At 73.9% G+C, this 18,255-nt stretch carries 15 protein-coding genes and 1 riboswitch; of the genes, 13 read left to right on the top strand and 2 right to left on the bottom strand.

Annotated features, from left to right (window positions below):
- Window positions 1-14: 14 nt before the first annotated feature.
- From ABT084_RS29690 to ABT084_RS29680, 3 genes are all read left to right on the top strand, one after another.
- A complete protein-coding gene (locus ABT084_RS29690; protein ID WP_351050307.1) occupies window positions 15-2,054 on the top strand; it encodes an N-6 DNA methylase in 2,040 nt (679 codons plus the stop codon).
- A gap of 101 nt (window positions 2,055-2,155) precedes the next feature.
- The gene (locus ABT084_RS29685; RefSeq protein WP_351050304.1) at window positions 2,156-2,752 is read left to right on the top strand and encodes a hypothetical protein; all 597 of its coding nucleotides are present in this window, start codon (window positions 2,156-2,158) and stop codon (window positions 2,750-2,752) included.
- Entirely contained in the window at window positions 2,749-4,251 is a 1,503-nt protein-coding gene (locus tag ABT084_RS29680; protein WP_351050302.1) for a protein kinase domain-containing protein, read from the top strand. Before ABT084_RS29685 ends, ABT084_RS29680 begins: the two co-directional genes overlap by 4 nt.
- Before the next feature lie 29 nt (window positions 4,252-4,280).
- On the opposite strand, the gene ABT084_RS29675 is transcribed toward ABT084_RS29680, so the two are convergent.
- Window positions 4,281-6,674: a YfhO family protein gene (locus ABT084_RS29675; protein WP_351050299.1), complete on the bottom strand. Its 2,394-nt coding sequence runs from the start codon at window positions 6,672-6,674 to the stop codon at window positions 4,281-4,283.
- A gap of 179 nt (window positions 6,675-6,853) precedes the next feature.
- On the opposite strand from ABT084_RS29675, the gene ABT084_RS29670 reads away from it, so the two are divergent.
- The 3 genes from ABT084_RS29670 to ABT084_RS29660 all read left to right on the top strand — a co-directional run bounded on the left by ABT084_RS29670 (window position 6,854) and on the right by ABT084_RS29660 (window position 9,469).
- Complete coding sequence (locus ABT084_RS29670; RefSeq protein WP_351050296.1) at window positions 6,854-7,480, top strand: SurA N-terminal domain-containing protein; 627 nt, start codon at window positions 6,854-6,856, stop codon at window positions 7,478-7,480.
- Window positions 7,481-7,506: 26 nt separating this feature from the next.
- On the top strand, window positions 7,507-8,541 hold the full coding sequence (locus ABT084_RS29665) for a nucleoside triphosphate pyrophosphohydrolase (RefSeq protein WP_351050293.1): 1,035 nt from the start codon (window positions 7,507-7,509) through the stop codon (window positions 8,539-8,541).
- Window positions 8,542-8,680: 139 nt separating this feature from the next.
- On the top strand, window positions 8,681-9,469 hold the full coding sequence (locus ABT084_RS29660) for a hypothetical protein (RefSeq protein ID WP_351050290.1): 789 nt from the start codon (window positions 8,681-8,683) through the stop codon (window positions 9,467-9,469).
- A gap of 16 nt (window positions 9,470-9,485) precedes the next feature.
- Here the strand turns inward: ABT084_RS29660 and ABT084_RS29655 are convergent, their stop codons facing one another.
- On the bottom strand, window positions 9,486-10,688 hold the full coding sequence (locus ABT084_RS29655) for a globin domain-containing protein (protein WP_351050288.1): 1,203 nt from the start codon (window positions 10,686-10,688) through the stop codon (window positions 9,486-9,488).
- Between the two features lie 121 nt (window positions 10,689-10,809).
- Here ABT084_RS29655 and ABT084_RS29650 point away from each other — a divergent pair, with 121 nt between their 5' ends.
- The 7 genes from ABT084_RS29650 (at window position 10,810) to ABT084_RS29620 (ending at window position 18,204) form a co-directional block, all read left to right on the top strand.
- A complete protein-coding gene (locus ABT084_RS29650; RefSeq protein WP_351050285.1) occupies window positions 10,810-12,144 on the top strand; it encodes a cytochrome P450 family protein in 1,335 nt (444 codons plus the stop codon).
- Between the two features lie 137 nt (window positions 12,145-12,281).
- Window positions 12,282-13,310 (top strand): transglycosylase family protein, encoded by a 1,029-nt coding sequence (locus tag ABT084_RS29645; protein WP_351050282.1) that lies wholly within the window; start codon window positions 12,282-12,284, stop codon window positions 13,308-13,310.
- 275 nt (window positions 13,311-13,585) lie between these two features.
- Window positions 13,586-13,761, top strand: a riboswitch (cyclic di-AMP (ydaO/yuaA leader).
- Between the two features lie 2 nt (window positions 13,762-13,763).
- Complete coding sequence (locus tag ABT084_RS29640; protein WP_351050279.1) at window positions 13,764-14,471, top strand: transglycosylase family protein; 708 nt, start codon at window positions 13,764-13,766, stop codon at window positions 14,469-14,471.
- Between the two features lie 253 nt (window positions 14,472-14,724).
- On the top strand, window positions 14,725-16,011 hold the full coding sequence (gene eno / locus ABT084_RS29635) for a phosphopyruvate hydratase (protein ID WP_351050277.1): 1,287 nt from the start codon (window positions 14,725-14,727) through the stop codon (window positions 16,009-16,011).
- A 131-nt stretch (window positions 16,012-16,142) separates the two neighbouring features.
- Window positions 16,143-16,625, top strand: coding sequence for an FtsB family cell division protein (locus tag ABT084_RS29630; RefSeq protein WP_351050274.1), 483 nt, complete (start codon window positions 16,143-16,145; stop codon window positions 16,623-16,625).
- A gap of 41 nt (window positions 16,626-16,666) precedes the next feature.
- Window positions 16,667-17,236 carry a DUF501 domain-containing protein gene (locus tag ABT084_RS29625; protein WP_351050271.1) on the top strand — a complete coding sequence of 190 codons (570 nt, stop codon included), beginning with the start codon at window positions 16,667-16,669 and terminating at the stop codon, window positions 17,234-17,236.
- Complete coding sequence (locus ABT084_RS29620) at window positions 17,233-18,204, top strand: Ppx/GppA phosphatase family protein (protein ID WP_351050269.1); 972 nt, start codon at window positions 17,233-17,235, stop codon at window positions 18,202-18,204. Before ABT084_RS29625 ends, ABT084_RS29620 begins: the two co-directional genes overlap by 4 nt.
- The last annotated feature ends 51 nt before the right edge of the window (window positions 18,205-18,255 follow it).

Here is an 18,255-nt window from a genome sequence, read left to right as displayed (position 1 = left end):
GCTATGCTCTGCCCATGCCGGATAACCCCACAGAGGTGACCGCAGCCGAGATCGCCCGCCTCGCCGGCGTCGGCCGGGCCGCGGTGAGCAACTGGCGCCGCCGCCATGCCGACTTCCCCCGGCCGGTGGGCGGCACCGAGACCAGCCCGTCCTTCGCCCTCCCCGAGGTCGAGGGCTGGCTGCGCGCCCAGGGCAAGCTCGCCGAGGTCCCCCTGCGCGAGCGCGTCTGGCAGCAGGCGTCCGCCCATCCCGCCGGAGCCGTCGCCGGGCTCGTCGCAGCGGGCTGCGCCCTGCTCGTCGTCCACGACCGGCCCACCGACTGGCTGGAGTTGAGCGCCGTCTCCGACGAGCGGGCGGCCGCGCTGCTGCGCCCCGTCCTCGCCCAGGTGCTGACCGCCCGCCTCGGCCCCGGCCACGCCCTGGCCGCCGCCCCGGAGGCCACCACCGCCGCGTCCATGCCGCTGCTGCGCGCCGCCGCCGAGCTCGCCGCGAGCCTGGGCGCCCGCAACGCCTTCGAGTTCCTGCTGGGCCGCCACCTCGACGCGAACCCCCGCCAGTACACGCTCACCCCGCCCGGCCCCGCCGAGCTGATGGCCGCCCTGGCCGGCCCCGGCGCGCGCAGCGTCCTCGACCCCGCCTGCGGCACCGGCAGCCTGCTGCGCGCCGTCGCCGCGCCCGCCGCCCTGTACGGGCAGGACTCCGCGCCCGAACTCGCCGCCCTGACCGCCCTCCGGCTCGCCCTGCACGACGCCGCCGAGGTCCGCACCGCCGCCGCCGACAGCCTGCGCGCCGATGCCTTCCCGCAGCCCGCCGTCGACGCCGTGCTCTGCCACCCGCCGTTCAACGAGCGGGGCTGGGGCCACGAGGAGCTCGCCTACGACCCGCGCTGGGAGTACGGCTTCCCCGCCCGCACCGAATCCGAACTCGCCTGGATCCAGCACTCCCTGGCCCATCTGCGCGAGGGCGGCACCGCCGTCCTCCTGATGCCCCCCGCCGTCGCCGCCCGCCGCTCCGGCCGCCGCATCCGCGCCGACCTGCTGCGCCGGGGCGCGCTGCGGGCCGTCATCGCGCTCCCGGCCGGAGCCGCGCCGCCGTACGGGATCCCCCTGCACCTGTGGGTGCTGCGCAAGCCCGCCGCGCACGCCCCGGCCCCGCCCGGGCTGCTGCTCGTCGACACCGCGGACCTCGGCGGCGGCGAGGGGCGCGAGCGGGCCGCCTGGCCCGCCGTGCAGGAGGCCGTGCTGGCCGCCTGGACGGCGTACGACGGCGCCACCGGCCCGCGGGAGGGCCAGGACACCCCCGGGCTGAGCCGCCTCGTGCCCGTCATCGAACTCCTCGACGACGACGTGGACCTCACCCCCGCCCGCCACCTGCCCCCCGCCGACGCGGGCGGTGGCCCGGCCGCGCTGATCGCCGTACGCGCCCGCCTCGACGAGACCCTCCAGCGGGCCGCCCGGCTCACCCCGCCGCCCGCCGAGCCCGCCGCCGAGCCCGCCCGGCTGCCCAGCACCACCATCGGCGAACTCGCCCGCGCGGGCGCCCTGGTGCTGCGCACCGGCACCGGCAGCGGCGCCGGGGACGCCCCCGTCCTCACCGAACACGACGTGTACGGGGGCACCGCCCCCTCCGGCACCCTGGCCGACTCCACCGACGAGCCCGTCCTGACCGAGGCGGGCGACGTCGTCGTCCCCGTCGTCGGCGCCGCCGCCGTCGCCCGGGTGGTCGGCCCGGGCGACGCGGGCGCGGCCCTCGGCCGCAACCTCCAGCTGCTGCGTCCCGACCCGGCGGCCCTCGACCCGTGGTTCCTGGCCGGATTCCTGCGCGGCACCGCCAACAACCGGCAGGCCTCCAGCTACGCCTCCACCGCCACCCGCCTCGACGTGCGCCGCCTCCAGCTGCCCCGGCTGCCGCTCGAGGACCAGCGCCGCTACGGCGAACGCTTCCGCGCGCTCGCCGAGTTCGAGGACGCGCTGCGGCTCGCCGGACGGCTCGGCGAACAGCTGGTGCAGGGGCTCTTCGACGGTCTGGCGGACGGCACGGTCCGGGCGGAATGAGCGGGACCGCAACGGTTGGGTACATCCCCTGAACGGTGGGCCCCGCCGGTGTATACGCTCGCACCCGAGCACATCCGAAAATTCGCCCGTCAGGAGCAACGATGCACGGCCCCGGCCCCGGCTTCCCGCCGCCGCGACGGCAGCACGGGAACCAGCGCAGCCAGGTCTACAGGGTGGTCCTGCGCGTGATCTTCGCGGTGCTGCCGCTGCTCACCTTCGGGTTCCTGGCCTGGATCACCATGCTGCGGCTCGCGATCGTCACCCGGGCCGGCCGGGACTGGGCGCTGTTCGCCCTCTCCGCCGGTCTGGGCGTCCTCGGGTTCGTGCTGGTCGGCACCGACCCGGTGCCGAACGCCGGCGGCGCCCGCAGTGACGTCGGCATGTCGATCGCGCTGACGACCGCGGTGGCGACCCTCGCGTACTTCCTCTACGCCGACCTGCGGCGCGAGAACCGGCCCCCGGCCGCCGACTGGTACCCGCCGCCGCACCCGCCGCAGGCGCCGTACGGATACGGCTACCCGCCGCAGGCCGCCACCCCCGCCCCGGCACCGACCCAGCCGCCCCAGGCGTTCCAGCAGCCCCAGCAGCCCCCGTCGCCCCCGCGGATCGGCCAGGTCCGCGCCGAGCTCGACGAGCTGAGCGAGCTGCTGCGACGGCAGGAGCAGGGCCGGGAGCCCGGCCAGGAGCCCGGCCGGTGACCGAGCGCATCATCGGCGAGCGCTATCAGCTCGCCACCGTCCTGGGCCAGGGCGGCATGGGCCAGGTCTGGACGGCGTACGACCGGCGCCTGGACCGCCGGGTGGCCGTCAAGCTGCTGCGCCCCGACAAGGTGGCGGGCCCCGGCACCGTCGCCGAGGAGCTGCGCCGCCGCTTCGTGCGCGAATGCCGGGTCACCGCGCAGGTCGACCACCCCGGGCTGGTCACCGTCCACGACGCGGGCAACGACGGCGACGAGCTGTACCTCGTCATGCAGTACGTCGAGGGCGCCGACCTCGCCGACCACCTGGCCGAGCACGACCCCTACCCCTGGCCGTGGGCGGTCTCGGTGGTCGCGCAGCTGTGCTCGGTGCTGTCCGCCGTCCACGCGGTGCCGATCGTGCACCGCGACCTCAAGCCGCGCAACGTGATGGTGCGCCCCGACGGCACGGTCACCGTCCTCGACCTCGGCGTCGCCTCCGTCATGGACACCGACACCACCCGCCTCACGCACACCGGATCGCCGATCGGCAGCCCCGCCTACATGGCCCCCGAACAGGCCATGGGCGGCGCCGTCGGCCCCGCCACCGACCTCTACGCCCTCGGCGTGCTGCTCTACGAACTCCTCAGCGGCAACGTCCCCTTCGCCGGGTCCACCGCCCTCGGCGTGCTGCACCGGCACCTGTACGAGCCCCCGCTCCCGGTGCGCCAGCTGCGCCCCGAGATCCCGCCCCACCTCGAAACGGTGCTGATGCACCTGCTGGCCAAGGACCCGCAGGACCGGCCCGGCTCCGCGCAGGAGGTGTACGAGGCGCTGGTCCCGCTGCTGCCCACCCACGGCAGCCCCACCGGTCCCCTGGACCCCACCCGCCCCTTCCTGCGCCCGCAGGCGCCCTGGCCGGACCGGGTCACGGCCCCGCCGCGCCCGCAGACCCCGCCCGCCGCCCCCGCGCGCAGCGACATCCCGGCCGCCGTCGACGAGGCCCGGGGGCTGCTGGACGAGGGCCGCCTCACCCAGGCCGTGGACATCCTCGGCGGCATCCTCCCGGCGGCCGTCGCGCAGCACGGGGAGCACTCGCCGGTCGTCCGGTCGCTGCGCAAGCAGTACGCGGCCACGCTGATGGACGACGGCCAGTACCGCCGGGCCCTGCCCGAACTGCGCCGCCTGGCAGAGGAGTTCCCGGCGGGCGACCCGCAGTCCCTGCGCTTCCGCTACGACGCCGCCCAGTGCCTGGAGCAGCTCGGCGAACCGGCCGCCGCCCTGGCCGAGTACCGCTCACTGCTCCCGCTGTTCGAGAACCGGTACGCCAATCCGGACCCGGGCCTGCCGCTGGAGGTCCGGCGCCGGATGGCGCAGCTGCTGCTGTCCCTCGGGGACCGCGCGGCGGCCCACGACAGCCTCGTCCGCCTGCTGTTCGACGCGGAACACCTGCACGGCTCGGCCCACCCCTTCACCACGGAGGTCCGCCGCACCCTCCAGTGGCTGGGCCAGGTCCGCTGAGTCGGGTCGGCTGAGCCGGGCCCACTGAGTCAGGGCCTTCCCCGGCGGCGGAGCACCGCCGACCGGGCGAGGACCGCCAGCAGCAGGAGCGCCGCCGGGGCGGCGGCCGCCAGGCCCGGGACCAGGCCGGGAGGGCGGAAGGCGCAGGACACGGTGGTGCGGTCCGGGGTCACCGGGACCGCGACCAGGCCCAGGTAGGCGCCCGCCGGGGCCCCGTCGCAGGTCCAGCCCGCGACCGCCGGGACCGACAGCACGGCCGTCCCCGCCGACCCCGGGGCCAGGGTCGCCCGTACGGCGTGGGCGCCCACCGTCACCGAGACCGCCCCCGTGTCCCGCAGCCCCCGGGCCGCCGCGTCCAGCAGCGGGCGGTCCAGGCAAGCCAGGGTCCAGGCGGCGGGCGCCCCCTGGTCGAAGGACACGGCCGAGGACGGGCCCCGGGAGGTCCCGAGCGGCTGGACGGCGGCCCGGTTGCGCGGGGCGTTCCCGTTCAGCCGGAAGGGGGCGCCGTCGGCGAGGCGGGCCGTGCCGTTGTACGCGGGCGCCCACAGGAAGGCGTCGGTGCCCGCCCGGCACACCCCGGGCGCCACCGGATCCTCGTACACCCGGGCCCCCAGCAGGAGTTCCTGGTTGCGGAAGGGCGAGGGACCGAAGGCGGGCGGCGGCCCGGCCGGGCGCAGCGTCACCAGCGGGGGCACGGCCGCGCGCCCCACCGTGCCGTCCGGCCGCAGCCGCGCGCCCACCGCGAACACCGCGTCCGTCACCGGGCTGTCCAGGCTCTGCACGCTGCGCCCCCGCGAGGTCCAGCCCGCGCCGAGGGCCGCCATCGTGCGGGTGAGGACGTCCGGGGTGTGGCTGCTGTAGTAGGAGCCGCCCTCCCCGCCGAGCAGCAGCGGGTCGTTGCCGGTGAGCGCGGGCCGCCCCGGGTCCGTGCGGTGGGCGGGCCAGCCGTCGGCGGCGGCGAGCGCCGCGGCGCGCGCGGTGTGCGGCGCGCCCCAGGAGGGGTAGTCGTCGAGGCCGCCGAGCGTGCCCTTGTGCCCCCAGGCGGTGGTGGCCGCCGCCTGGGTGACGAGGGTGAGGGCGAGCAGGGCGGCCGCGGGCAGCGCGTACCGGCGGCGCGGGGAGGCGGCGAACCACCACCCCGCCGCGGCGGCCGCGATCCCGGCGGCGCCGAGCCCGTACGCCACCGGACCGGCCAGCGCGCTCCCCGACGCGGCGAGCAGCGCCGCGAGCAGCAGTCCCGCGCCCGCGGTCAGCGCGCGCGGCCCCGGCCGGCCCGCGGCGAGCGCCGTCCAGGCGGCCATCACCAGGATCCCGGCCAGCACGAAGGTCTGCCGGTACGGGCTGCCGTTGGGGGTGGCGAAGACGTGCCAGGCCAGATGGGTCGGCTTCCACTGGAAGGAGAGCAGCACCGCGGCCACCAGGCCGCTCCACCACCAGCGCTCCCGCCGGGGCACCGCCCGGTGCAGCGGCAGCGCGGCGGCCAGCAGCAGGGTCCCGGTGCCCACGAAGAGGGCGGGCGAGGAGAAGCTGTAGGTCGCGGGCAGCAGCCGGGCGAACACGTCCGTCCAGGGCGCGGGCGCGAACTGGCGGGTCCAGCCCGGGTAGGCCTGCCGGGAGCTGAGGAACAGCGGCAGCAGGACCGGCAGGGCCAGCGCGAGCCCCGAGGCGGTGGCCCCGGCCGCGCGCAGGGCGACGCGCAGGCGGGCCCGTACGCCCTCGCGGGTCAGCGCGAGGCGCAGCAGCAGCACCAGGGCCGCGCCGAGCGTGCCCATGTAGGCGGTGTAGAAGTTCGCCGTCCAGCAGAGCGCGACGACCAGCGCGGCGGCGACCGGGCGGCGCTCGCGCAGCGCCCATTCACCCGTCAGACACAGGAGCGGAAAGGCGATCAGCCCGTCGAGCCACATGGGGTTGTAGGAGGCCTCGATGACCGACCACCCGCACAGCGCGTACGAGGCCCCCAGCAGGGCGGCCCCCCACCACGGCCCGCGCCGCTGCGTGCGCAGCAGCCAGGCCATGGCGGCCGCGGCGGCCGCCGTCTTCAGCACCGTCACGACATAGACGGCGAGGTCGATGTCGGCGCGCGGGAAGAGGGCGACGAGCGGTGCGAAGGGGCTGCTCAGGTAGGTCCCGAAGTCGGGCAGGAACGCGGTTCCGTAGCCCGAGCTCCAGTTGAACAGCAGGTCCCCGGCCGCCCGCCCGTGCAGCAGGTCCCACAGGTGGGCGTGGAAGGGGACGAACTGATTGCCGAGGTCGTTCACGCTGCGGTGGCGCGGGCCGTACGGGAAGACGCGCGCGACGGCGTCCCCGGCGCAGACGGCCAGCGCGGCGATCAGCCCCGCCGACGCGGCACCGGCCGGGCCGCGGGAGCGGTGGAGGTGACGGGGGAGGGCGCGGGAGCGGCCGGGTGAGTGCGGTGTCGCCATGGTGGGCCGACCCTCGCAGCGACGGAAGACCGCCGGATGGCCGAGGAGTGAACGCGCACCCCAACACCCTTGGAATCGTTGGTCGAAGCGGTAGCTGGGACGACCCGGACTGCATACTATCGATCACCGCAAGGCCCTTGTGCACCAAAGCACAATCCAGCCCGGCCCGGGAGGCTCCTTTGCACCGTCGCACAGCGCTCTCCGTATCCGCCGCCCTGCTCGTGGCGGCCCCCCTCCTTTCCGCCTGCTCCTCCGCCGAGGTCCGCCCCGGCACGGCGGCCGTGGTCGGCGGCGAACGGATCACCACCGCAGCGCTCCAGGCGCAGGTCAAGGACGTCCGCACGGCCCAGAGCCGGGCCGATCAGCCGGAGCGGCTGATCGCGGCCAGCGCGGGCCTGGAGCGGGTCAAACTCGGCAAGATGATCCAGCTGCGCGTCCTGGAGAAGGCCGCCGAGGACGCCGGGGTGTCGGTCAGCACCAAGGACATCGAGGCCGCCCGCAAGGCACAGACCGAGCAGGCCAAGGGCGCCGCCCAGCTGGAGACGGCGGCGCTGATGGACCGGGTCCCGCTCGCGCCCGACCAGATCGACGGCGAATTCCGCTTCCGGCTGCTCTTCGGCAAGCTCAGCGACCGCTACGGCGAGGACAAGGTCCTCGACGCGCTGGGCAAGGCGGCCAAGGAGCTGCACATCCAGGTGAACCCGCGCTACGGCGCCTGGGACGACAAGCAGATCGGCCTCGGCAACGCGGAAACCCCGTGGGTGAACCAGCGGACCCGGGCCGAACAAGCCCCCGCGGGAGCCTGAGCCGCCACCGGGGGTAGGTTCGAAGCGTGAACGACGACCACGCTTCCGCGCCCGCCGCCGCGCCCGATGCCGCCGAGCCCGGTGCCGCCGAGCCCACCGGCCGCATCGTCCTGCTGACCGCCAGTCACCGGGTCGCCCCCGGCCTGCTGTCCTGGTCGGCGTGGCAGACCCTGCACGCGGCGGACCGGGTGCTGTGCGCCGACGCCGCGAACCCGCAGCTCCCGTACCTGCGGGAGGCGGGCGTCGAGGTCGAGGTGGCGGCCCTGGACGCCCACGCGCTGGTCGAGGCGTGCGCGGGGGGCCGCACCGTGGTCATCCTGCCGAGCGGCGAGGGCGACCAGCGGCTCACCGACGGCCTGGCCCGGCTGGCCGGCTCCGGCCGGATCTCCATGCCCGACCTGGAGCTGCTGCCCGGCTCCTACGACCTGCCCGGCGCCCGGCTGCTCGACCTCGTCCAGGTCATGGACCGGGTCCGGCGCGCCTGCCCCTGGACCTCGCAACAGACCCACGAGGGCCTGGCGAAGTACGGCATCGAGGAAGCGTACGAACTCGTCGAGGCCATCGAGGACGGCGACCGCGACGCGCTGCGGGAGGAGCTGGGCGACGTACTCCTCCAGGTCGTCTTCCACGCGCGCATCGCGGAAGAAGGGGGAGAAGGGGAAGAGGACGAGCCCTTCTCCATCGACGACGTGGCCGGGAGCCTGGTCGACAAGCTCGTCCACCGCCACCCGCACGTCTTCGGCGACGAGGTCGCGCACACCCCGCAGGACGTCGCGGAGATCTGGCAGCGCACCAAGGCCGTCGAGAAGCGGCGGGAATCGGTGACCGACGGGGTCCCGGTGGGCCAGCCCGGGCTGGCGCTCGCGGCGAAGCTCGCGGGCCGCGCCCGCGCGGGCGGCCTGGACGTGCCGCTGCCGGCCGGAGAGGGCATCGGGTACGAGCTGCTGGCGCTGGCGGCGCGCGCCGAGGAGGCGGGCACCGACCCGGAGACCGCGCTGCGCGCGGCGGCCCGGGTCTACCGGGACGCGATCAGGGCGGCCGAGGGCGTCGACCCGCGGTGACGCGGTGACGCGGAGAGCCGTGACGCGGAGAGCCGTGACGCGGAGAGCTGTGACGCGGTGACGTTGTGCCGGGGCCGGACGGAGGCCGTGGGCGGCGTGTGCGAGGGTGAGCCACCACAGATCTGAGGGGGGCGGACCGGTGCGCGCACGGCATGTCGCGATGGCGGTGGTCATCATGGCGGTTCTCGGTACGGCGGCGTGCTCGCCCGGCCCGTCGACGCGGGCGTCGACGGGCGCTCCGGCGCCCGCCTCGGCGCCGGGCTCCTCGCCCGGCGCCTCGGCCCCGGCGTCGGCCCCGGGCTCGTCGCAGGGACGGTTGCGCGACGGTCTGCTGACCGCGGCCCGGCTCCCGCAGGGCTTCCTGCTGATGACCGAGCAGATCAACGCGACGACGACCGGCGCGCCCCACGCCCCCGCCTCCACCGTGCCGATCGCCTCGATGCCCTGCACCGAACTGGGCGTCGAGTCCTTCGTGCCGCGCCATGCCCGCCCCCTGGAGGACGTGGCGGTCGGGCTGGAGCGCCAGCTCGCCACCGACACCATCGAGGACGGGGGCGTCGACGACAGCTGGTTCGGCCAGGAGGTGCTCGACCGGTACGCGCCCGGCCAGGCGGCGGCCGTCATGAGCGCCGTCCGCGACGCGGCGGGGCGCTGTCCCTCTTATACGACCACGTACGCCGACGGTGACCACGGCGTGGAGACCGTGACGGTCGCGCCGGCGGACGTTCCGGCGGACGACGGCCTGGTGCTCCGGATCTCGACCGTCATGCCCGGCTCCGCCGACCCCTTCATCAGCGAGTCGGCGTTCGTCCGCGAGGGCGACGTGATCCTCACGGTGCAGAAGATCGGCTCGCAGAGGCCGCGCGCCGGGGTGGAGGCCGTCCTCGCGCCCGCCGTGGCGGCGTACCGCGCGACGACGAGGGGCTGACCCGCGCGCCGCGCGCTCAGCGCCGCGGGTCCCGGCCGCCGGGGTCGTGCCAGTGCGGGTCGGGCCGGTTCAGGAACCATTCGCCGAAACCCACCGGGCGGACGTGGCCCGCGCCGGAGGCGGCGGGCACCGCGTCGCGGAAGATCCGGCCCGGGAGGGCGCCCAGGTCCCGCAGCAGGGCGGCGGTCTCGTCGATGAACTGCGGCGGCCCGGACAGATAGACGTCCTGGTCCGGCCAGAGCCCGCGGTTGCCGAGCGCGGTCGCGAGCCGCCCGGTCGCCTCGTTGCGGTGCCGGCCGGGCGCGGGCGTGATGTAGGTGACGGCGAGCCAGGGGTGCCGGTCCGCGTAGCTGTCGATCAGGGGCCGGTCGTAGAGGTGCGCCCCGTCGCGCGCGACGACGAAGAGGCGTACGTCGTGCCCCGGCGGCCGCGCCATCAGCTCCTCCAGCATGGCGCGCACCGGCGCCCAGCCCGTCCCGGCCGCGATGAACGTGGCGGGACGGCCCTCGTGGCGCAGGGTGACCCGGCCGCCCGCCGCGCCGAGCCGCAGCACCTCGCCGGGCGCGACGTCCTGGACCAGGGCGGTGCTGAGGCGGCCGCCCTCGATCCGGCTGACGTGGAGGTCGACGGTGTGGTCGGCGCGGGGCGCGTTGCCGAGGGAGTACGTGCGCCAGGTGGTCGGCACCCGGGCGCAGCTCACGCTGACGTACTGGCCGGGGAGATAGGGGAGCGGCAGGTGCGGCCGCAGCGTCAGGACGCCGATGTCCGTGCCGTACCGGAGGTGGCGCACCACCTCGGCGTCCCACCACGGCGGGTCCTGGCTCGCGGCGGCGCCCGCGGTCATCAGGTCGGCGATCGCCCGGTAGGCCGCGCTCCACGCCTCCTCGACGACCGGGGTCCAGGCGGGCCCGCTGGCCTCGGCGAGCGCGGCGAGCAGGCTGGCGCCGACGGCGTCGTAGTGCTCGGGGCGCGCGAGGAACTTGCGGTGGTCGCGGCCGAGGTCGCGGAGATAGGGGATGAGGGTCTCGTCGTCGATGTGCGCGATCACATGGGTGAGGGCGGCGAAGAGCCGGTCCCGCTGGCGTTCCATGTCCGGGGCGGCGGCCGGGAAGAGCTCACGAATGCCGGGATTGTTCCAGAACAGATGGGTGTAGAAGTACTTGACCGCGTGCTCGGCCCGTCGCTCCACCACGGCGAAACTGCTCTTCAAGATCCTCACATCCACAAGAGCGACAGTAGGAGCGGCCGCGATCCCGGGGTCAAGGGAAGGGTGATCTACGGCCAGCCGCGGAAAACCAGTCATATGGGATGACCGGCGAGGGGCGGGGTACGGTCGGCGGGTGCACCAGGAAACCCCCGCCGAGCCCCCTGCCGAGTCCTCCGCCGAGGCTGCCGCCGAGCCCGCCGCCGAGCCCGCCGCCGGCCGCGAAGGCGGCTGCCCCGCCGCCGGACCCGAACTCTTCACGTGGGAGTTCGCGACCGACCCGTATCCCGCCTACGCCTGGCTGCGCGAGCACGCACCCGTGCACCGCACCAAGCTGCCCAGCGGGGTCGAGGCCTGGCTGGTCACCCGGTACGCCGACGCCCGGCAGGCCCTCGCCGACCAGCGGCTGAGCAAGAACCCGGTGCACCACGCCGAGCCGGGCAAGACGGGCATTCCCGGCGAGCGCAGCGCGGGCCTGATGACGCACCTGCTCAACATCGACCCGCCGGACCACACGCGGCTGCGGCGCCTGGTGTCGAAGGCGTTCACCCCGCGCAGGGTCGCCGAGTTCGCCCCGCGGGTCCAGGAGTTGACCGACCGGCTCATCGACGCCTTCGCGGAGAAGGGGGAGGCCGACCTGATCCACGAGTTCGCCTTTCCGCTCCCCATCTACGCCATCTGCGACCTGCTCGGCGTACCGCGCGAGGACCAGGACGACTTCCGCGACTGGGCCGGGATGATGATCCGCCACGGCGGCGGGCCGCGCGGCGGCGTCGCCCGCTCCGTGAAGAAGATCCGCGCCTATCTCGGAGAGCTGATCCACCGCAAGCGCGACGACCTGGGCGACGACCTCATCTCGGACCTGATCCGGGCGAGCGACCACGGCGACCATCTGACGGAGGCCGAGGCCACCGCCATGTGCTTCGTGCTCCTCTTCGCCGGGTTCGAGACCACCATCAACCTGATCGGCAACGGCACCTACGCCCTGATGCGCAACCCGCGTCAGCGCGCGCTCCTCCAGGAGTCCCTCTCCGCCGGCGAGTCCGCTCTGCTGGCGACCGGGATCGAGGAGCTGCTCCGCTACGACGGACCCGTGGAGCTGGCGACGTGGCGCTATGCGACCGAGCCGCTGACCCTGGGCGGCCAGGACGTCCCGGCGGGCGATCCGGTGCTCGTGGTCCTCGCGGCGGCCGACCGCGACCCCGCGCGGTTCGAGGATCCGGACACCCTGGACCTCTCGCGGACCGACAATCAGCACCTCGGATACGGACACGGCATCCACTACTGTCTGGGCGCTCCGCTGGCCCGGCTGGAGGGCCAGACGGCGCTCGCGAGTTTGCTGACGCGTCTACCCGATCTGGAACTCGCCATTCCCCCCGAGGAGCTGCGCTGGCGCGGCGGACTGATCATGCGTGGCCTGCGCACGCTTCCCGTCCGCTTCACACCCCCAAACGTTTCAGATGCGGAATAAACCCTTCCATGGGCCTCAACTGACGCAGAGTCAACTCTGTGACCTCGACGTGATCTGCGCATCATCGACTTGTGACAAGCGTTCGAACCCGGCTAGGTTCGCGTCGCCCCCCACCGCCACGCGAAAGGTCCACCCTCATGCGTTCCGGGAACGGCCGCCACAGACGCCCCCGTCAGGTCCCCGCCCTTGTCGTCACCGCCGGAGTCGCCGGCTCCGCACTCGCTCTACCGCTGTTCGCCGCCTCCGGCGCGAACGCGGCGGAGACCACCACCTGGGACAGGGTGGCGGAGTGCGAGAGCGGCGGGACCTGGAGCGCCGACTTCGGCAGCGGGTCGTACGGCGGCCTCCAGTTCACCCTGGAGCAGTGGAAGAGCGCGGGCGGGCTGGAGTTCGCGGCGCGGCCCGACCTCGCCAGTCGCTCGCAGCAGATCGCGATCGCCGAGCGCGTGCTCGCCTCGCAGGGGCCGCAGGCCTGGCCGCTGTGCGGGGAGTCCTCGGGACTCACCCGCACCGGCCCCGCGCCCACCGTCGATCCGGGCACGCCCGGCCATTCCGCTTCGGTCGCGCCGACCCCGGTGCGCCCCGAGGGCACCCCGGCTCCGGTCGGCGGCCCGGCCCCCGCGTCGACGCCGACCTCGACCGGTCACATCCCCGGGGCCACCACCTCGCCCAGCGCCCCGCCGGCGATGCCCGACTCCCCGCTGACCTCCGTACTGCCCGTCATGCCGGCCCCGGACCCGCTGTCCGGCGGCCCCGGCGCGCCGACGGGGCACACGGGCACGCCCGCTCCGGCCACGCCCGGCACCCCGGCGCTCCCGACCGGCCCGTCGACCTCGCCGTCCGGCATTCCGGCTCCCGCGACCTCGACCCCGGCGAACCCGGCGGCCCCGTCGACGCCTTCCGGCTCCGTGGCCCTCCCGCAGGGCGAAACGGGCGAGGGTGGCGGAAAGCACCGCGGAACGCCCGCCGCCGAGGCTCCGAACGCCCCTGACGCCCTGTCGGACCCGACGTACACCGTCAAGAGCGGCGACAACCTGACGGCCATCGCGAAGGCCAAGGGAGTCGAGGGTGGCTGGAATGCCCTTTACGAGGCCAATCAGCAGGTCATCGGGCATGATGCCGACCTGATCACCCCGGGGCAGAATCTCGATCTAAGCCATAAATAGGGGCACTTAGGGCGGGAAGATCGCCGTGTATGTCCCTTTCGTGCAAGTGAGACATGCATCTCTTCCGTTCAACTGGCGTGTCCTGGTCGGCGACTGCCGGAAACCCCGCTCTCACCTGCGCAAACACCCGCCCCGGGAGCGCAAGTAGGGCCCGTTTCTCCCCGATGTCCCTCGTTGAACATCGGGGAGAGACCTGTCTACCTTCTGAATCGCTCGCCACCGCGGGCTCCTTCGACCGCATCGCCGAATCCTGCCGGCGGACGGAGGAAACAGTCGTCGCGCAAGCGCCGAAGGCAGGAGCGGGGGAACCAAGGTAAGTGCCGGAACCGGCCATTGAGAGATGGTCACGGAACCGGCTTGGGGTTAAGCCGCGCACCTCCTCGGTGCGCGACCGGGCAACTCATCCGCCCGAACCCGACAGCTCACTTCGCAGGCGTCGGTGAGGAGAAAACCATGCTGCTTTCCGGCAAGGGCAAGCACCGTCGCGCCTCCAAGGCCACCCGTGTCGTCACCCTCGTCGGTGTCGCCGGTGTCGCCGTGGCGGCTCCGCTGATGACCGCCGGCGCCGCGAGCGCCGCGACCGCCTCCCAGTGGGACGCCGTCGCCGCGTGCGAGTCCGGCGGCAACTGGTCCATCAACACGGGCAACGGCTACTACGGCGGCGTTCAGTTCTCGTCCTCCACCTGGGCCGCCTACGGCGGCAAGGCCTACGCCCCGCAGGCCAACCAGGCCACCAAGTCGCAGCAGATAGCCATCGCCGAGAAGGTCCTCAAGGGCCAGGGCAAGGGCGCGTGGCCGTCCTGTGGCGTGGGCCTGTCGAGCTCCTCCTACAACGGTGGTTCGGCCGAGACCCCCAGCAAGCCGAAGCCGCAGAGCAAGCCGGAGAAGAAGGCCGAGCCGAAGCAGGAGACCAAGCGCCCCGAGGCCCCGGTCACCCGTTCCGAGCGCGCCGAGACCCCGGCCCCCACCAAGTCCGCCCCGGCGGCCGAGGCTCCCAAGACGGGCAACGGCTCCTACGAGGTCAAGTCGGGCGACACCCTCGGCACCATCGCCCAGGCGAACGGCGTCAAGGGCGGCTGGCAGCAGGTGTTCGAGCTGAACAAGGACATCGTCAAGGACGCCGACCTGATCTTCCCGGGGCAGAAGCTGAAGCTCAGCTGAATCCCGCGGTAACACTCGCGTTCCCCACCGCCCGGCGCGTATCCCCTCACGCGCCGGGCGGTGGTGCGTCCGGGGCCGGCATCCCGCCCAGGCGTTGCCGTATGTCACGTAAGAGGGGTATTCAGACCCTTTTTCATCCCACGGAGCGGCTGGTCGGCCGACCGAGTGCCCGGAGCCGGTTAGGCTCTAAGCGGCAAGGCCGTCCCACGGCCTGACACGCCACCGCACACCCAGCGTCACATCCCAGAAGGAGATGCTCGTGCCGTCCATCGACGTCGTCGTAGCCCGGGAAATCCTGGACTCCCGAGGCAATCCCACGGTCGAGGTCGAGGTTGGCCTCGACGACGGCAGCACCGGCCGTGCTGCAGTTCCGTCCGGCGCCTCCACCGGTGCATTCGAGGCCATCGAGCTTCGTGACGGTGACCCCAACCGCTACATGGGCAAGGGCGTCGAGAAGGCCGTCCTCGCCGTCATCGAGCAGATCGGCCCGGAGCTCGTCGGCTACGACGCCACCGAGCAGCGTCTGATCGACCAGGCCATGTTCGACCTGGACGGCACCGACAACAAGGGCTCCCTGGGCGCCAACGCGATCCTCGGCGTCTCCCTGGCCGTGGCCCACGCCGCGTCCGAGGCCTCGGACCTCCCGCTCTTCCGCTACCTCGGCGGCCCGAACGCGCACCTGCTGCCCGTTCCGATGATGAACATCCTCAACGGTGGGTCGCACGCCGACTCCAACGTCGACATCCAGGAGTTCATGATCGCCCCGATCGGCGCGGAGTCCTTCTCCGAAGCCCTTCGCTGGGGTGCCGAGGTCTACCACACCCTCAAGAAGGTCCTGCACACCAAGGGCCTCTCGACCGGTCTGGGCGACGAGGGCGGCTTCGCGCCGAACCTGGAGTCCAACCGCGCCGCGCTCGACCTCATCGTCGAGGCCATCAAGCAGGCCGGTTACGTCCCGGGCAAGGACATCGCGCTCGCGCTCGACGTCGCCGCGTCCGAGTTCTACAAGGACGGCAAGTACGAGTTCGAGGGCCAGTCCCGCTCGGCCGCCGAGATGACCGAGTACTACGAGGAGCTCGTCTCCGCGTACCCGATGGTCTCCATCGAGGACCCGCTGTACGAGGACGACTGGGCCGGCTGGAAGACCCTCACCGACAAGCTGGGCACCAAGGTCCAGATCGTCGGCGACGACCTCTTCGTCACCAACCCGGAGCGCCTCGCCCGCGGCATCGAGGAGGGCTCGGCCAACGCCCTGCTCGTCAAGGTGAACCAGATCGGTTCGCTGACCGAGACCCTGGACGCCGTCGAGATGGCCCAGCGCAACGGCTTCAAGTGCATGATGTCGCACCGCTCCGGCGAGACCGAGGACGTCACCATCGCCGACCTCGCCGTCGCCGTGAACTGCGGCCAGATCAAGACCGGCGCCCCGGCCCGCTCGGACCGCGTCGCCAAGTACAACCAGCTGCTGCGCATCGAGGAGATCCTCGACGACGCCGCGGTGTACGCGGGCCGCTCCGCCTTCCCGCGCTTCAAGGGCTGATCTCCTTCGGGACCGGCTTCCGCGGGGTTAATCCCCGCGGGGCCTGACAGCCTCCGTACGTCCCCGCGCTCGGTCCCGTACCGTGTGCGGGGACGTATTGCTGTGTGCGCGCACCAGGGGAGGCGGGGTCAATGGCCGGGAACCGGGATCGGTTCTCCACCTTCTCGACCGCTACCAGGCTCAAGCAGCTCGGTGAGCGGACCGCGGCCCACGTCTACCGCTCGCAGTCGCGGCGTCAGGTCCGGCGCAGCCGGCTGACCGGCCGGGCCGCGCTGCTGGTGCTGGTCCTCTGTACCCTGGTCGTCGCCCTCGCGTATCCCATGCGCCAGTACGTCTCCCAGCGCTCGGAGATCGCGGACCAGCAGCGGACCGCCGACCGGGCGCGCAAGCGGCTGGACGAACTCCGCGACGAGAAGGCCCGCTGGCAGGACCGGGCGTACGCGGAGCAGCAGGCGCGCCGCCACCTGCACTACGTACGGCCCGGGGAGACCGGCTTCACGATGGTCGACTCCGAGGCCGCGGAGCACCGCGGCACCGGCACGGCGACGGCCGACCGGCCCTGGTACTCGAACGTCTGGGACGGCATCGACAAGGCCGACCGCCCCGCCGAATGACGTTCACCGACCGACCTCTTACCGAAAGACGCACCCCAGGCATGCAGACGCCCCCGCCCCAGACCGCACGGACCGAGCCGACGGACGCGGACATCGCCGCGTTCGAGCAGCAGCTCGGCCGCCCGCCGCGCGGACTGCGCGCCATCGCGCACCGCTGTCCCTGCGGGCAGCCCGACGTGGTCGAGACCGCCCCGCGACTGCCCGACGGCACGCCGTTCCCCACGCTGTACTACTTGACCTGCCCGCGGGCCGCCGGTGCCATCGGCACGCTGGAGGCCAACGGCGTGATGAAGGAGATGCAGGCGCGCCTCGCCACGGACCCGGAGCTGGCCGCCGCCTACCGGGCCGCGCACGAGGACTACATCACCCGGCGCGACGCGATCGAGGTGCTGGAGGGCTTCCCGAGCGCGGGCGGCATGCCCGACCGCGTCAAGTGCCTGCACGTGCTGGTGGGTCACTCGCTGGCCGCGGGTCCCGGCGTGAACCCGTTCGGCGACGAGGCCCTCGCGATGCTGCCCGAGTGGTGGGCCAAGGGCGCCTGCGTCACGCCGTGCGCGGAGAAGAAGGCGGAGCAGCCGGAGACGGCGGAGCAGCCGGAGACCGGCGCGTGACGCGCGTCGCGGGCATCGACTGCGGTACGAACTCCATCCGCCTGCTGGTCGCCGACTGCACCCCGGAGACGGGCGAGCTGATCGAGCTGGACCGGCGGATGACCATCGTCCGGCTCGGCCAGGGCGTGGACAAGACCGGCCGGCTGGCTCCGGAGGCCCTGGAGCGCACCTTCGCGGCCTGCCGCGAGTACGCCGCGGTGATCAAGGAGCTGGGCGCCGAGCGGGTCCGCTTCGTGGCCACCTCGGCCTCGCGCGACGCGGAGAACCGGGACGATTTCGTCCGGGGCGTGCTGGACATCCTGGGCGTGGAGCCCGAGGTGATCAGCGGTGAGCAGGAGGCGGAGTTCTCCTTCACCGGCGCCACCAAGGCGCTGACGGGCCGCGACGACCTGGCGAAGCCGTACCTCGTCGTGGACATCGGCGGCGGCTCCACCGAGTTCGTGGTCGGCGACGACCACGTGCGCGCCGCGCGCTCGGTCGACGTGGGCTGCGTCCGGATGACCGAACGCCACCTGGTCGTCGACGGGGTCGTCACCGACCCGCCGACCGGGGCTCAGGTCGCGGCCATACGGGCCGACATCGAGGCCGCGCTGGACCTGGCGGCCGAGTCGGTGCCGCTGGGCGACGCGCGGACGCTGGTGGGCCTGGCGGGCTCGGTGACCACGGTCGCGGGCATCGCGCTGGGGCTGGCGGAGTACGACTCGCGGGCGATCCACCACAGCCGGATCCCGTACGAGGCGGTCCGCGAGATCAGCGAGCGGATGCTGACGCAGACGCACGCGGAGCGCGCGACGATCGGCGTGATGCACCCGGGCCGGGTCGACGTGATCGGCGCGGGCGCCCTCATCCTCCTGGCCATCATGGAGCGCACCGGCGCCACCGAGGTCGTCGTCTCCGAACACGACATCCTGGACGGCATCGCCTGGAACGCCGCGGAAGAGGCCGAGCCGGCCGAGCCGCGGCCCTGACGGGCCGAGATCAGCGGGTGGCGGTGCTCCGGTCGGCCGACCGGAGCACCG

This window comes from Streptomyces sp. NPDC002138, from assembly GCF_040296485.1.
Classification (GTDB): domain Bacteria; phylum Actinomycetota; class Actinomycetes; order Streptomycetales; family Streptomycetaceae; genus Streptomyces.
Note: the sequence above shows the minus strand (reverse complement) of the source record. Positions and strands in the feature narration are given on the sequence as shown.

Excerpts from the sequence above, each read along its gene's own strand:
- ABT084_RS29685 (WP_351050304.1), top strand. The coding sequence starts at position 2,156 with ATGCACGGCCCCGGCCCCGGCTTCCCGCCGCCGCGACGGCAGCACGGG.
- ABT084_RS29690 (WP_351050307.1), top strand. The coding sequence starts at position 15 with ATGCCGGATAACCCCACAGAGGTGACCGCAGCCGAGATCGCCCGCCTC.
- eno (WP_351050277.1), top strand. The coding sequence starts at position 14,725 with ATGCTCGTGCCGTCCATCGACGTCGTCGTAGCCCGGGAAATCCTGGAC.
- ABT084_RS29645 (WP_351050282.1), top strand. The coding sequence starts at position 12,282 with ATGCGTTCCGGGAACGGCCGCCACAGACGCCCCCGTCAGGTCCCCGCC.
- ABT084_RS29675 (WP_351050299.1), bottom strand. The coding sequence starts at position 6,674 with ATGGCGACACCGCACTCACCCGGCCGCTCCCGCGCCCTCCCCCGTCAC.
- ABT084_RS29625 (WP_351050271.1), top strand. The coding sequence starts at position 16,667 with ATGCAGACGCCCCCGCCCCAGACCGCACGGACCGAGCCGACGGACGCG.
- ABT084_RS29630 (WP_351050274.1), top strand. The coding sequence starts at position 16,143 with ATGGCCGGGAACCGGGATCGGTTCTCCACCTTCTCGACCGCTACCAGG.
- ABT084_RS29640 (WP_351050279.1), top strand. The coding sequence starts at position 13,764 with ATGCTGCTTTCCGGCAAGGGCAAGCACCGTCGCGCCTCCAAGGCCACC.